Source organism: Pontibacter sp. GD13 (genome assembly GCF_058216355.1).
The window spans coordinates 93,064-107,073 of the sequence record NZ_JBYZMQ010000007.1 but is presented as its reverse complement, the minus strand read 5'-3'; the positions used below and the strand labels follow the sequence as shown (position 1 = coordinate 107,073).

Annotated in this window: 10 protein-coding genes; 7 read left to right on the top strand and 3 right to left on the bottom strand. The window is 46.9% G+C overall.

Annotated features, from left to right (window positions below):
• Positions 1–234 precede the first annotated feature (234 nt).
• The 4 genes from AC4BAN_RS11420 to AC4BAN_RS11405 all read left to right on the top strand — a co-directional run bounded on the left by AC4BAN_RS11420 (position 235) and on the right by AC4BAN_RS11405 (position 2,772).
• Positions 235–714 (top strand): hypothetical protein, encoded by a 480-nt coding sequence (locus AC4BAN_RS11420; RefSeq protein ID WP_490564532.1) that lies wholly within the window; start codon positions 235–237, stop codon positions 712–714.
• Between the two features lie 545 nt (positions 715–1,259).
• Entirely contained in the window at positions 1,260–1,700 is a 441-nt protein-coding gene (locus AC4BAN_RS11415) for a hypothetical protein (protein ID WP_490564531.1), read from the top strand.
• Between the two features lie 92 nt (positions 1,701–1,792).
• Positions 1,793–2,314: a hypothetical protein gene (locus tag AC4BAN_RS11410; protein ID WP_490564530.1), complete on the top strand. Its 522-nt coding sequence runs from the start codon at positions 1,793–1,795 to the stop codon at positions 2,312–2,314.
• A gap of 251 nt (positions 2,315–2,565) precedes the next feature.
• The gene (locus AC4BAN_RS11405) at positions 2,566–2,772 is read left to right on the top strand and encodes a hypothetical protein (protein ID WP_490564529.1); all 207 of its coding nucleotides are present in this window, start codon (positions 2,566–2,568) and stop codon (positions 2,770–2,772) included.
• A gap of 826 nt (positions 2,773–3,598) precedes the next feature.
• Here the strand turns inward: AC4BAN_RS11405 and AC4BAN_RS11400 are convergent.
• Positions 3,599–4,828: a peroxiredoxin family protein gene (locus AC4BAN_RS11400; RefSeq protein ID WP_490564528.1), complete on the bottom strand. Its 1,230-nt coding sequence runs from the start codon at positions 4,826–4,828 to the stop codon at positions 3,599–3,601.
• 221 nt (positions 4,829–5,049) lie between these two features.
• On the opposite strand from AC4BAN_RS11400, the gene AC4BAN_RS11395 reads away from it, so the two are divergent.
• Complete coding sequence (locus AC4BAN_RS11395) at positions 5,050–7,329, top strand: aconitate hydratase (RefSeq protein ID WP_490564527.1); 2,280 nt, start codon at positions 5,050–5,052, stop codon at positions 7,327–7,329.
• A 316-nt stretch (positions 7,330–7,645) separates the two neighbouring features.
• On the opposite strand, the gene AC4BAN_RS11390 is transcribed toward AC4BAN_RS11395, so the two are convergent.
• Complete coding sequence (locus tag AC4BAN_RS11390) at positions 7,646–10,969, bottom strand: S8 family serine peptidase (RefSeq protein WP_490564526.1); 3,324 nt, start codon at positions 10,967–10,969, stop codon at positions 7,646–7,648.
• 175 nt (positions 10,970–11,144) lie between these two features.
• Between AC4BAN_RS11390 and paaN the strand changes: the two genes are divergently transcribed.
• Positions 11,145–12,818 (top strand): phenylacetic acid degradation protein PaaN, encoded by a 1,674-nt coding sequence (paaN, locus tag AC4BAN_RS11385; protein WP_490564525.1) that lies wholly within the window; start codon positions 11,145–11,147, stop codon positions 12,816–12,818.
• A 95-nt stretch (positions 12,819–12,913) separates the two neighbouring features.
• Here the strand turns inward: paaN and AC4BAN_RS11380 are convergent, their stop codons facing one another.
• Positions 12,914–13,210, bottom strand: a complete 297-nt coding sequence (locus tag AC4BAN_RS11380; protein WP_490564524.1) for a sll1863 family stress response protein — start codon at positions 13,208–13,210, stop codon at positions 12,914–12,916.
• Between the two features lie 350 nt (positions 13,211–13,560).
• Between AC4BAN_RS11380 and AC4BAN_RS11375 the strand changes: the two genes are divergently transcribed.
• Positions 13,561–13,986 (top strand): response regulator, encoded by a 426-nt coding sequence (locus tag AC4BAN_RS11375; RefSeq protein WP_490564523.1) that lies wholly within the window; start codon positions 13,561–13,563, stop codon positions 13,984–13,986.
• The last annotated feature ends 24 nt before the right edge of the window (positions 13,987–14,010 follow it).

Below are 14,010 nucleotides of genomic sequence, written 5' to 3'. Positions count from 1 at the left end.
AATGAGCCAGCAGCTTTGGAAGGTACGTTTGGATTAGTCAGACTGAGTAAAAGTTACTTTTAAGTCTAATCATTAGATAAATATTTCTGTCTAAACTTGTTTTATTTAGTTGTTTGTGAGTTTTGAAGATTATTATCTACCAATAGGAGGTGTTATGTTAATGTTGCTTTTTATAAAAGTATTCCTTTTTTTACTTTAGATTTTTCCCGAGAATTGAGGAAAATAACTAAAATAATGAAAAGAAATCTACTTACTCTGATCTACTTAGCTTTTATAGCTATTAGTATCACAGCTTGTGAAAAGGAGCCGGATGCTTTACCCTTAACAACACAAGTTGAAATTGAGGGAATCTCAGAATTAAAACAACAAGTTACAACTGTTGGGAATAGCTTAAAAGGAGAACGGTACAAAAGATTTTGCTTGTTGCTAAGCTCACTTGATTGGCTAAAGGCTAAAGAGGAGAGTAGTGAAGCTAGTGGCAGGGTGATATTTGTTCCATCAAAGATGGATGCCTCGTATCAACGAAAGGGACAAAAAAGCAGTAGGTTCTTAGTGTTGCATGTTGCTGGTAAATATATTAAAGAATCGTATATTCTTGATGTAATTTCTAAGCCGGAGTATTTTGATGAAAGTCAGAGAGAAGCAAAACCGATCATAGGCGAACAAGATCAAAGGAGTTTAAAATTTCAGGAGAGAAACTATATTATGATTTAGGACTATCCTTTAAAGTGCAGTTTTACTATCAGGATGGTGTCTTAATTCAAAAAGGGCAAGTTCTTTCTAGTAAAAATAACAAATCAGGGGGAACAGCCATTGAGGGTACTGCTAACAATGACACACAAGTAAGTGTATGTATAGATTGGTATTTAGAAACTACTTACTACTATAGTGACGGGAGTATAAGAACAACAAGCGAGTATCTATATACATCCTGTGGCCCTGATTTTGAAAGTTGCATGGCGGTGCCTAATCCTGGAAAGGGAGTAAAGCAATGCCTGGAGATTAGTGTTCAGTGAGGAGGAGGTGGAGGGGATACACCAGTAGTTAAGGTTTTAGTAGATGAATCCATCCGTAAAGATCCTAAAGCAAACTGTATTTATGAGAAACTTGAGAAAAATCTATATTTCAAAGGTTTAATAGATAAGTTTCAGAATAGCTCACTGTATCATGTAAATATTATACTTGGAGATGCTAAAGGACCTACTGGTACAACAACTTGGAGCGGTAATACTACAACGATAATAATTGATAAAGGCCATTTGGATTGGCAGCACGCAATATGGGGAGCCACTACCTTTTTTCATGAAGCTTTTCATGCCAATCTGCAGCAACATGCAATTGCTACTTTCGAAATTTCAAAATGGCCTAAATCAATTAATAATATGACTCTTAATGAGTTGGCAAGTTATGTGGATGCGACAGCTGCATCAGATCTACAGTGGCAAATGGCTAATCATGAATTAATGGCCAGAAATACCGAAGAAATGGCACAGGTGCTCCATCTGTTTGTGAAAGACAATTACCCTCAGACATACGCGCAAGTTGGGAGTGGCTTGGATGGTTATAGGGCACTAGCCTTAATGGGACTTAAAGACACCCAGTATTGGCAAACTGAAGTTGCGGCAAAGAATAAGGCGGCTGACTTTGAGGCAGCATGGCAGAAATTTATAACATCTGAGTTGCATGATTGCTTACAATAGTTTCATCTAACTTTATGAGATGTATAATGTTAATTGTAGCGTTATTTCTTTCTTTATTCTCTTGTTCTCCTTTGAGATCAAACATAAGTGAAATGGCGAAAAGAAATGCAGATGAGGTAGTATATCACAGAAATAGCTTTTATGATTATATCTGGAAAGTGTATGATGACACAGTAAAAGTAAAGAAACCCCGCATTATTGGCTTAAATGGTGTTTATTCCCTGGAGTACAAGTTAAACGCTAAAGAATTGCAAATAATAAAGCACAAACGTGGCTCTGAGTTTAGAGAGCCAGTTGAGCAGGGAGAATTACTTTTTCAGCAAGCACTTACCACAGAGCAACGGAAGAAGTTTGAGCGCGTGATGAGGCAGGTAAATATGGAGAAGATCAGAGATGCTTCATCTTTTACTCCAACCAGCGTTGTAGATGATGGGTTCAGGCTTCAGGTAGAACTAACGAAGGACGGGCGGCAGGAGAAGTTTGGATGGGATAATAGATATGTGGAGGATTTAGTAAAGCTGCTTAGCATTGTAAATACGCTTTCGCCAGATAAGTATAAATTCTATAGCGACGAAGAAAGTTTTATACAGTCTCTAAAGGATTCTGCAAATTGAATTTTCTGCAAAAGATAAATATACTATTACTGTGTTTAAGTATTCTCCTCTGCTATCACAATATGGCAGCAACCGGAGTCATCCAAACAGTTCCACAACCCTATATGCCAAATGGCGGATTGACTAAAAATACATTTATTAACTTTGCAAATAACTTCATGAGTAGCTTGATCCCTGTTTCATCCGTAAGAAGTGAATTTAGAAGTAATGCACCATATTCTTCGGCGACTTATTCAGAAAACTGTCAGTAAATGAAATTTGGTTTAAATACAATTGACAACTATTGCATCTTCTTTGAAGATGTGACGATAAACAAGCTCGAAGAGACTAAAACAGAGGCTTTTTATAAGCTTGTCAGCGAGAAGGAAAAGTACAGAGAAAACTGGAATCAGCTGGTGCTTGAGTTGAAGTCTTGTGGGAGCTTTGGAAAAGTTAGAGATGTAGAATTTGCAACATAGCCTCAATCATTTAGAGCAGTATTACCCTTTTATGAAGCGAATAACGAGGGTATAATGCTTTGTGTAAGTATGATGGAAAGGTTAATTGGGGTATATTTCTCTGATCTTTGGAAGGAATCAATAGTTCCTATAAACCGCTGCAATTCTCCCTATAGTGTTAGCTATTACCCTTTTTCAAAACAACAAGAAGATGCATCTTGGTTATTATTGGAAATAACGCAGAAGTCTTTTCCTAATTTTCAAAAGTTTGATAATACTTTTGCAAGTATACCAGTTAGAAATGTGAAGATAGGTGCAGATTCTTACGAAGAGATTGATCTGTTTCAGGCAATATTCTCTACGAATGTACATAATATGATTTGAAATACAGAAACTCAAAAGATGTGGAAATATGCAAAACTGTAATCTTAAGTAAGTATATCTACTATAGTGGGCATAATTATATTTTCTCAAGCTCTGCTATTCGCAATGCATATTATAAACTTTGTAAAAAGGGAGGCTAAGTATGATTTAGAAAATATTATAGAAACTATTCTAATGTATTACCCCAGCACCGAGGAATATACATTTGAAAAGTATCCATATAATTCTTTTTTACAAGAACTCTCAACTATATGCAACAAAGCTGAAACAGAGAACACTAGATGGCTTGATTCTTTAGGGGGCTATAAAGGAAAATTATGGCTCAAATGCAGTTATAGACAATACTTTTTTATACATAAAGGACCATCTTATCGGTGAACATGGGTTAAAGAGTATAAAAACAGAAGGCCGCTACTTCTACAGTAGCGACCTTTTTGCTAAAGTATAAATAGCAGCAATTAACTTACTTCTCGGCCAGCAGCTGCTCCATCGTTTTGTTAAAATCAGCAACCCAGTCTTCGTAATACTTGCCAGTACCGGGGCCTGAGAAGCCGGTGTGGATCTTGCGTACTTTGCCATCGCGGCCAATAAAAATAGTAGTCGGGAAGGAGAGTACATGGTTCAGAGCCGGAAGGGCTTTAGCGGCCGCGTCTTTATCGGATACGCCAGCCACCAGCAGATCATAATCAATGCCGAAGCGCTCCTGCATTTTCCTGATCCGGGGGGCGGCTTTGTTAAACTCCGGGCTACGCTCAAAACCAAGGCCGATAATTTCCAGGCCACGGTCTTTGTTCTTGTCGTAGTAGGGCGCCAGGAATTTCGTTTCGTCCATGCAGTTGGGGCACCAGGAACCCATGAGCTGCACAATAACCACTTTGTTCTTATACTTGGGGTCAGCTAAAGAAACTTGCTTGCCCGCCAGGTTGGGGAAGGTGAAGGAGAGCGTTTCGTAGCCGGGTTTTAGAAAGGTGAGCGAATCCGCGTTGGCCAGTTGGGCCTTTTCGTTGCGATGGGCCACCCAGCTTTCGTATCCGTCCATGCCGGAGTAAAAGTCGCCGGCCAGGGTGCTGTCGCCGTTCGGCTTGGCCGTGAAGAGGTAAGCATGATTGCCATCGAAGGCAGACAGCTTCAGGGTTTCGTTTTCCACCTGGCCCTCCAGGTATCGGTAGTCGCCGGTTTCGGTCAGAAAAGTGCCGGTTAAATAGCTGCCTTGTTGTTTAAATACGCCAACTGCCGGGTAGCTCCCGCCCTCCTGATCTGTGAAAATCACCTCCCATTTACCATCGAAGTTAAAAGCTGCCTGCTCTTTTTTAGCTGCCTCCGGTAATTTAGTGAACCGGCTTACATTTCCGCGTTCTGCCGTAAAGGGTACTTGGTACAGCGTCTGCTTGTCGTTTTTTACAAAGCGTCCGGCCATCCTGTCGCCTTCAACTTTGGCAATCAGGTCAGCGTCAAAAACATGAAGCCTTATCTTTAAGGAGTCACCTTCCTGCTTTATGTCATCTACCAGAATGCGCTCCTCGCCGTTTACCAGGTACAGCACGGTTTTCCCGTTCTTCTCCTCCGCCTCCATAACAAAAGGAATCTCTTTGCCCTGTGCATGCTGCAGCGCAACGCGCCAGGTGCCCGGCGCTAAGGTGCTGTTAGTGGCTGTTTTAGAGGTGCAGGCCGAAACCAGGAGGGTTAAAACCATAGCCAAAAACAAAATAGGTCTGGCAGGGGTATTAAATAGATAGCTGTTCATAAGGCAAATTTAACACATTGCACAGGCAAAAGCTACTTCTGGCGGCAGGATGTTGTCTGTATGCGGCCTGCTGTATATTCATGCGAATGAATGTTGCTCTAAACACCTTATATTTTGTACCTTTGTGAACTTTAAAAAGAAGAGTTTAAAACACTAACAATAGCAAAACTATGGCATTTGATTTAGAAATGATCAAGGCGGTTTATGCCGGCATGGAAGAGCGCGTTACTGCTGCCCGCAATAAAGTCGGCAGACCGCTTACTCTGACAGAAAAGATCCTGTATGCACACCTTTACGAGGGAGCAGCCACAGGAGCACACGAGCGCGGACAATCTTATGTTGATTTCGCGCCGGACAGAGTAGCCATGCAGGACGCGACAGCGCAAATGGCCTTGCTTCAGTTCATGCAGGCAGGCAAGCCACAAGCTGCTGTGCCATCTACTGTGCATTGCGATCACCTGATTCAGGCACGCGTTGGTGCTGACCAGGATTTGCAGGACGCTTACGATGAAAACAAGGAAGTATACGATTTCCTGGCTTCGGTATCGAACAAATATGGCATCGGTTTCTGGAAGCCGGGTGCAGGTATCATTCACCAGGTAGTGCTTGAGAACTATGCTTTCCCGGGAGGAATGATGATCGGTACAGACTCACATACACCGAATGCCGGTGGTTTGGGTATGGTAGCGATTGGTGTGGGTGGCGCTGATGCCGTCGACGTGATGGCCGGCATGCCCTGGGAGCTTAAATTCCCGAAAGTGATCGGTGTAAAGCTAACCGGACGACTGAGCGGCTGGACATCTGCAAAAGATGTGATCCTGAAAGTGGCCGGTATCCTGACAGTAAAAGGCGGAACGGGAGCCATTGTGGAATACTTCGGCGAGGGCGCCGAGTCCATGTCGTGTACCGGTAAAGGTACTATCTGTAACATGGGCGCTGAAATTGGTGCCACAACTTCTGTGTTCGCCTACGATAACAGCATGCGTGCGTACCTGAACGCTACAGACAGAGAAGAGATCGTGCAGCTGGCTGATGAGGTGGCGCACTTGCTGCGTGCCGATGATGAGGTGCTGGCCGACCCGGCTACTTATTACGATCAACTGATTGAGATCGACCTTTCTACCCTGGAGCCACACGTAAACGGCCCGTTCACCCCAGATGCCGCCTGGCCAATCTCACAGTTTGCCGCTGTTGTAAAAGAGCACAACTGGCCAGCTAAACTTGAAGTAGGTTTGATCGGCTCCTGCACCAACTCCTCTTACGAGGATATCACCCGCGCCGCTTCCATAGCCAGGCAGGCAGTGGACAAGAATTTGGTGGCCAAAGCCGAGTTCACCATCACCCCTGGTTCTGAAATGGTGCGTTTCACCACAGCCCGCGATGGCCTGCTGGATACTTTTGCCGAGATGGGCGGTGTAGTGCTGGCAAACGCCTGCGGACCGTGCATCGGCCAGTGGGCGCGCCATACCGACGACCCGACGCGCAGAAACTCCATCATTACCTCTTTTAACCGTAACTTTGCCAAGCGTAACGACGGAAACCCGAATACCCACGCGTTTGTAGCCTCACCAGAGATTGTAACGGCTTTTGCCATTGCCGGCGACCTGACGTTTAACCCACTCACAGATACGCTTACAACTACCGATGGCCAGCAGGTAAAACTGGATGAGCCACAAGGAATTGAGCTGCCTGTAAAAGGATTTGCCGTGGAAGATGCCGGTTATATAGCACCTGCCGAGGATGGAAGCAATGTTGATGTGGTAGTGGATCCTAAGTCTGATCGTTTGCAGCTGCTAGAGGGCTTTAAGCCTTGGGAAGGAACAGATCTGAAAGGACTGAAGCTTTTAATTAAGGCGCAGGGCAAGTGTACAACTGACCATATTTCCATGGCCGGACCGTGGCTGAAATACCGTGGCCACCTCGATAACATCTCGAACAACATGTTGATCGGTGCCATTAATGCCTTTAACGGAGAGCCAAACAAGGTATACAACGACATGACCCGCGGATATGACACCGTGCCGGCGACTGCCCGTAATTACAAAGGGGCCGGAATCGGTACAGTGGTTGTCGGCGACGAGAACTACGGAGAAGGGTCTTCGCGTGAGCATGCTGCCATGGAGCCGCGCCACTTGGGGGTTCGCGCCGTTATTGTGAAGTCGTTTGCGCGTATCCACGAGACCAACCTGAAGAAGCAGGGAATGTTAGGCCTTACCTTCGCCAACAAAGCGGATTACGACCTGATTGAGGAAACTGATACCTTTGATATTCTGGGCCTTGAGGATTTTACACCGGGCAAACCGTTAAAAGTGGTGGTACACCACAAAGATGGCAGCCAGGATAGCTTTATGGTGAACCATACTTACAACGAAGGTCAGATCGCCTGGTTTAAAGCCGGTTCTGCCCTCAACCTGATCCGTTTATTACAGAAGCAGGCGGCCAACGCTTAAGCTTTCCATTATAAACCAGTTCTAAAGGCCTCTCCTAACCGGGAGGCCTTTTTGCATTACAGGCGTATACCGATCTTAAATAAGTTGTAATAACTGGTGTATTATAACCGAGTCAGTACAGGAGATCAGGGCAACGGCCGTGTTCTAAAATAGACAGCCGCAATAGCTCAAAAAACTCCCTCTCCTTTTAAGGAGAGGGCTGGGGTGAGGATAAACACAGGAGCTAGGATACATCGCCAGACAAAGAAGCGATCAACTTAAAGTAGGTCAGAGTTAAACGGCAAACCCGAAGCATTTAATTGATCCCGGGAGCCTGCTACTCTTTCGAGATCACTATTCTTTTGACAACTTGAATGTTCTCGTACGTGACCCGGGCCAGGTACAACCCGGCAGGCAAGCCCGACAGGTCAGTGGAGGCGCCGTTCTGATCTGAAACCACCTGTGGCAAAATGGTTCTGCCCAGCATGTCCGAAAGCTCAATTTGAGGGAGGTTACTAAAGGGAGCCGCTACCTCACTGTTGTACCGGATATAAAGTTTGCCAGTGGTTGGGTTCGGGTATAGCTGCAGCAAACTGCTTTTTAATTCCAGCACCTGTGGTGGTAATGCGGCTTTTACCACAACTGTTTTTATAACAGAGGTTTCGGTGCAGTCAAACCGGTCTGAAACAGTAAGCTTTACCTGGTACGTGCCCGGTTGCGTAAACGTATAGGTATGGTTCTGATCGGTGAAAGGTGCCACATTCCCAAAATCCCATCGCCAGTTTTTAGCATTCGTACTTTTATTAATAAACAGAACCGGTGTGTTCACGAATATTTCTGCCGGCTCATGGCCAAAGTCAGCCTCGGGAGTTAAGGGAACGGTAAAGATGCCGGGCACCAGGTTACTTTCAAAGAGTGAATCCACGCTGGCCGCATAAACGGTTTGTTTTTCAGTGATGTTTTCCAGAACGTAGCGAGAGCTTTGCGCCACGAATACTTTCTTCTGGTCTTGCTCCAGGTAGAAATTAAAGTTTTTGCCCCCCGTTGGGGTCCAGGTAACAGTTGTTCCCGCGCATACCGTATCGCTCAGGGCGATTGGGGCCGGACTGGTTCTGAAGCTTTTATACTTTTCAAAAGCCATGGCCGCATTTACTTTGAGGTCAGGCAGGTTGTCAGCAACAAGTATGGCAAAGGCCACCACATGGGTGGCTCCCGGTGCCACCCCGGAAGTATGAGCGCCCACCACATGCGACACATTGTTGCCAGCTTTAATGCCTGCTGTTGTACGGGCAATACCGTTACCCAGGGTCTTAAATTTTTCTGCCGTGGTAAAGTCATCCTCAATTACCAGGTCATCATCTACAGCCCCCTGGTTATCGATGGCATAGTATACCGGGTCGTCCTGGGTGAGTAGCCGGATGCCCGCATAGGGCATCGGTCGGGACACATTGTACACATAGCCCAGCTTATTCGCATCATCCCAGTTGGCGGCGTTCAGATAGTATTCCCCTATGTCCCAATCGGCAAACAAACCGGTGTAAATATTTTCAAAGCTCTCGCTTGTGGTGTTGGTGATATGGTACTCCAGAATCACGAAATTCCGGCTCTGCTCATCCTCCCAGGCATAGGATACCTGCTTTACCTGCACACCCACGCTGGCTTCGCCGGGGGTTTGATGATTGTCGTGCATCACGGAGCGCACCTCCTGGGCAGCCAAGGGGGTGTTAAGCTGTTTTTTGGCGATGCTTACGGGCACGAAGTCTTCGTCATTCTCCCACATTTTAGACCGTAGGTTATCCGATACCTGTGTTTCAGATGTGGCGATCATGAGGCCTCCTTCAAAAAGCAGGGGGCTGCCGCTTTTATACTTCACGCCTTCTCCCTGGTCGAAATTGAAGCCGTTGTAACCGATGTTTCCCTTGCTATTAACGGTAAGCTCCAGGTTGTTGGCATCCAGGGCAATGTAATCCGGGTTAACCTTAATCATAAAGTACTGGAAGTCTTCGTAGGTTCCGTCTTTGTAACCCAACCGAAAAGCAACCGTCGTATTGGCCGGCGCGTTGTCGGCTACTTTAAAGCGAAAGACACTGCCGGTATTATCCACACTGGCCATAGAGGCCAGGCCTCCTGCCAGAAGTTTGTTTTGCAGAATGGTAACGTAGGGGGAAGTACTGGTGAGGGTGATCTCAAGATTATCAGTTGGGTTTAGGAAATTAGTGAAGGCGGCAAAAACTGTGGCATTGCTACCGGCGGGCGGCAGGTATTTTTCGGTAAGCCGGAAGATAGTGCAACGCACCGATTTGAGTTGCTCCTGTTTTAACGCTTTTTTGAGGTTCACACGCCCGCTGCCCAGCATCTCTGGGTATGCCTGGTTGCCGGCAAGGCTATAAATATTATCGGTGGTTACCCGCAGGCGCTCCATTACCTGCCGGGCGTTTAGCTGCGGAAACCTGGACTTGACCAGGGCGGCGCATCCGGCCACAATAGGCGAGGCAAAGGAAGAGCCGTTGGCCTGCCCATACCCCGTATTGCTGGAGTTAGAAGCTGTATACACCCCCCTGCCCGGTGCCATAAGGTCGATTTTATAACTGTGTGAGTAACTGGAAAACTTGATGTCCTGGGCATCGGTGCCACCAACCGAGAGCACATTCTGGTAAGAGGCCGGATATATATCTACATAACCAGGGGTATTGCCACCCGCCGCCACAATGACGACATCCTTTTCCAAAACGGCATAATTGATGATATCCTGCTCATACTCCGAGAACCCTTCGCCACCCCAGGAGATGTTAATGATGCTACAGCCGTTGTTAGCTGCGTACACAATGGCCTCATATCCGCCAAAACCTCCGGTAGGCGTGGAGGCAAATACCTTTAGGGGCATAAACTTGGTGTTATAGCCCACGCCGGCCATGCCTACCCCGTTGTTGGACGCAGCCGCCGCCACGCCCGCCACACTGGTGCCGTGCCCTTTGTAGTAAGAATCGTCGATCACGTTGTTGTCCTGCTCTGCAAAATCCCAACCTTCGAAGTCATCCACGTAGCCGTTGCCATCGTTGTCGATGCCATCCACGGGGTCCTTGTAATTGCGCTTCACCTTTTTGACCAGGTCCTGGTGCGAGAGCCGGAAGCCTGTGTCCAGAACGCCGATCACCACGTTGGTGTCGCCTTTCTCCATGTTCCAACCCTGGTAGGCATTAATGAGCTTGAGGTAATACTGTGTGTTTTTGGTAGAGTCGGAGGCGGGGTCGTTGGGCTGCAGCAACGGCACCCGCTCATACAGCGGCTCTACATACGCTACCTGCCCCGAAGCCAGCAGCACGTTGCGCACTTTCTCAAAGTTAAGATGGTGCGCGTAAGTCAATTCGTAGATCCGGCTCAGTTCAGGCGCTGCGGCGGTGCGCGCGTTGGCCGGGGTGTTCAGGTTCGGGAATTTTTTTTTCACCCCGGAAGCACCTACCCTTTGAAGTGCCAGTTGGAGCGGCGCATCGGAAGTGCGCATGGCAGTGCCGGAGGAAGCCTTGAGTTTGTAAACAACGGTGTAGGGTTTTGTTGCCGTGCCGATGCCATTCGCTTGCTGCGCCAGCAGGAGGGGGGCCTGTAAAAGGAGTGCTACAAAACAGTAAATGAACCGCCTCAGCATCGATTTTTTTGTAAGCATGTTAGCAAGGGCTCGAGGTGTTTTTTGTTAAACCAAAAACGGGGGCGCATTCCGGAAATCTATTCTCAAAGATAAAATGAAAATCGACAGTACCTCCCTAAAATTTAGAATTTTTACGTAACTTTCCAGAACAAAGTCGAAAAATATAGGAAAATAATTATATAAAACTGGAACTATGAAGTTAGACTTGCTAAATAAGCACCAAGACGCTCTCCATACCGCCATCAAGGCCTTGCACGAAAGAACTTTTTTTGCGCATTACCCGGAAAACCCATCCCCTGAAACATATGGTGAAAACGCTGACAAAGAAGGGCGTGAGAAATATAAGTCGCACCTGAACGGCAAGTTCGAAGACCTGCTTCAAACCGATCCGGAACAATGGGTGGGGCAGGAGGAATCGCCGTACGAGCAGCAGGCGCTTCACATTCAATATCCTTTTTTCTCGCCGGATACGCTGGTGAACAGGGCAGAGGAGGCCTTTCATGAGTGGCGCAAGGTAAAGCCATCAGACCGCGCCGCCATATTAGTAGAAACGCTGGAGCGGATGAAGCAGCGTTTCTTTGAGATCGCGTACGCCACCATGCACACCACCGGGCAAGCCTACATGATGTCGTTTCAGGCATCGGGGCCGCATGCCGCTGACAGGGCCCTGGAGGCCATTGCGGCAGGCCTGGAGGAACAGACCCGCTTTCCGGAAACCACGGAGTGGGAGAAGCCTATGGGCAAGTATAACCTGAAGCTGCACAAGACCTGGAAAGCCGTTCCCAAAGGCGTTGCCCTCGTGATCGGGTGCTCTACGTTCCCTACCTGGAACACGGTGCCGGGCATGTATGCCAGCATGGTTACAGGTAACCCGGTTATTATCAAGCCACACCCGAAAGCAGTGCTGCCTATTGCCATTGTAGTGGCAGAAGTGCAAAAAGTGCTGGCTGAAAACGGCCTGAACCCGAACATTTGCCAGCTGGCCGTAGATGCGGACGATCACCTGATCACGAAGGACCTGGCCGAGAACCCAAAAGTGAAGCTGATCGACTACACCGGAGGCACCGAGTTTGGCAACTATGTGGAGAACCTGAAAGGAAAGACCGTGTTCACGGAAAAGACCGGCGTTAACTCCATTATTCTTGACTCGGTAGACGACCTGGACAAAGTAGCGCAGAACCTGGCCTTTTCGGTTAGTTTATACTCTGGCCAGATGTGCACAGCCCCACAAAACTTTTTCGTGCCAGAGCAGGGCATTATGGCTGGTGGGGAGCAGGTGCCTTTCGATGCAGTGGTAAAGAAAATAACCGATGCTGTTACCGGCCTGGTGAACAACCCCAAAGCAGGCCCCCATATTCTGGGCGCCATTCAGAACCCGACCACGTCGGAGCGCGTGAAAAACGCCGGCTCAGTAAAAGGCAAAGAGGTGCTGGGCACCAGCAGCCTCGAAAACCCGATGTTTGCCAATGCCCGTACCTGCACACCTGTTATTTACGAGGTAGATGCCACAGAGAAGGAAAGCTTTAGCCGTGAGCTGTTCGGCCCGATCGTGCTCATCATCAAAACCAAGGATACTGACCAATCCATTGCCCTGGCTAAAGAGCTGGCGATGGCGTATGGGGCCATTTCCTGCGGTGCTTATACCACCGATCAGGAAGTGAAGGAAAAGATCATGGATGAGATGAGCCTGGCTGGCACACCCGTATCGTTTAACCTGACTGGCGGCATTTTTGTGAATCAGAATGCCAGCTTTTCCGACTTTCATGTAACAGGAGGAAACCCGGCTGGCAATGCCTCCTTCACTAACCCTGAGTTTGTGATCAAGCGGTTCACCTGGGTTGGTTTCAGGGAGCCGGTGGCAGGGTAAGTTTAGCTTTAATTTAAATGAAAAAATGCCTGGTTTGCTGCAGCAAACCAGGCATTTTTTATGGTGATCAATTAACCCTCAAGATAAGTGAAAGCCTACAGGATAATGTTGTCGGCATCGTTGTGCAGGGTATGGATATTGTGGTGCAGCTCCTGCCACTTCTGCTGGTCGTTGTCGGTATCGTTCAATTTGCCGGCAATAAGCTCGCGTTTTTTCTCGAGTGCGGCAATGTGCTCGTGGTAGGTGTGGTTCGCGTCGGCGGAGGTAGCGTTAATGCGCCCCCGTAAGGTCTTTATTTTATGGTCAAGTTCTTCCAGGCTTTTCTGAACCTCCGCTTTCGTCAGGTTTTTCGGCGCGCGCATGTGCTCAGGGTTTAAGTTATAGGTATCCATCCTTTGCTGCTTTTAGGTGAAAATAGAATAGTAGGCTTTATATACGCTTTCAACTTAAAAAGGCTATAAAATAAGGTAAACAGGCGTGACGGAAGACTGGAATTAACTGGAGGTAAATGCCCCTTTTTACAGAGCGGATTATGGTTTAAGTGATCAGTTTCAGAACCAAAAAACTATAGGGTAAAACGACGCGAAATATAGTAGTTTTTCTCACGGGTGCCTTCTGGATACACGTTAAAAATAATTTGAATATAACCCAGGAATAGCGATATTTACATCTTGAAAGCAGCGGTGTGTTTTTCCTTTCAGGCAGAATACATTCTATACAATTTAATTTCTCAGAATAACAGATGAGTGGTTTCAATAAGGTACTGGATTTAGTGATGTTGGTCGATGATGATACTACAACTAACTACTTAAACGAACGCTTGTTGAGAGAAATGCAGGTGGCCAAGCAGATCATTGTCATGAAGGATGGGAGAGAGGCGCTGAATTACCTGCTAGCGGCAAGAACTGGCGAAAATAATTTAAAAACGCCGGACTTGCTTTTTCTGGATATTAAAATGCCGGTGATGGATGGTTTTTCCTTTTTACAGGAGTACCAGCAAGAGGGATTGAATGTTGCGGATCAGGTGGTTATTCTCATGCTTACTTCCTCGGCCAGCTTCTATGATCTGGAGCGCCTCAAGGAATTCTCGAACGTGAGGAAACATTTTTCCAAAGCGCTGACAAGGCACGATGTTAATGAAATCATGCGTTCTTATTTCGCGCAGTAATACGGTTAAACTGTATTGAAGTTT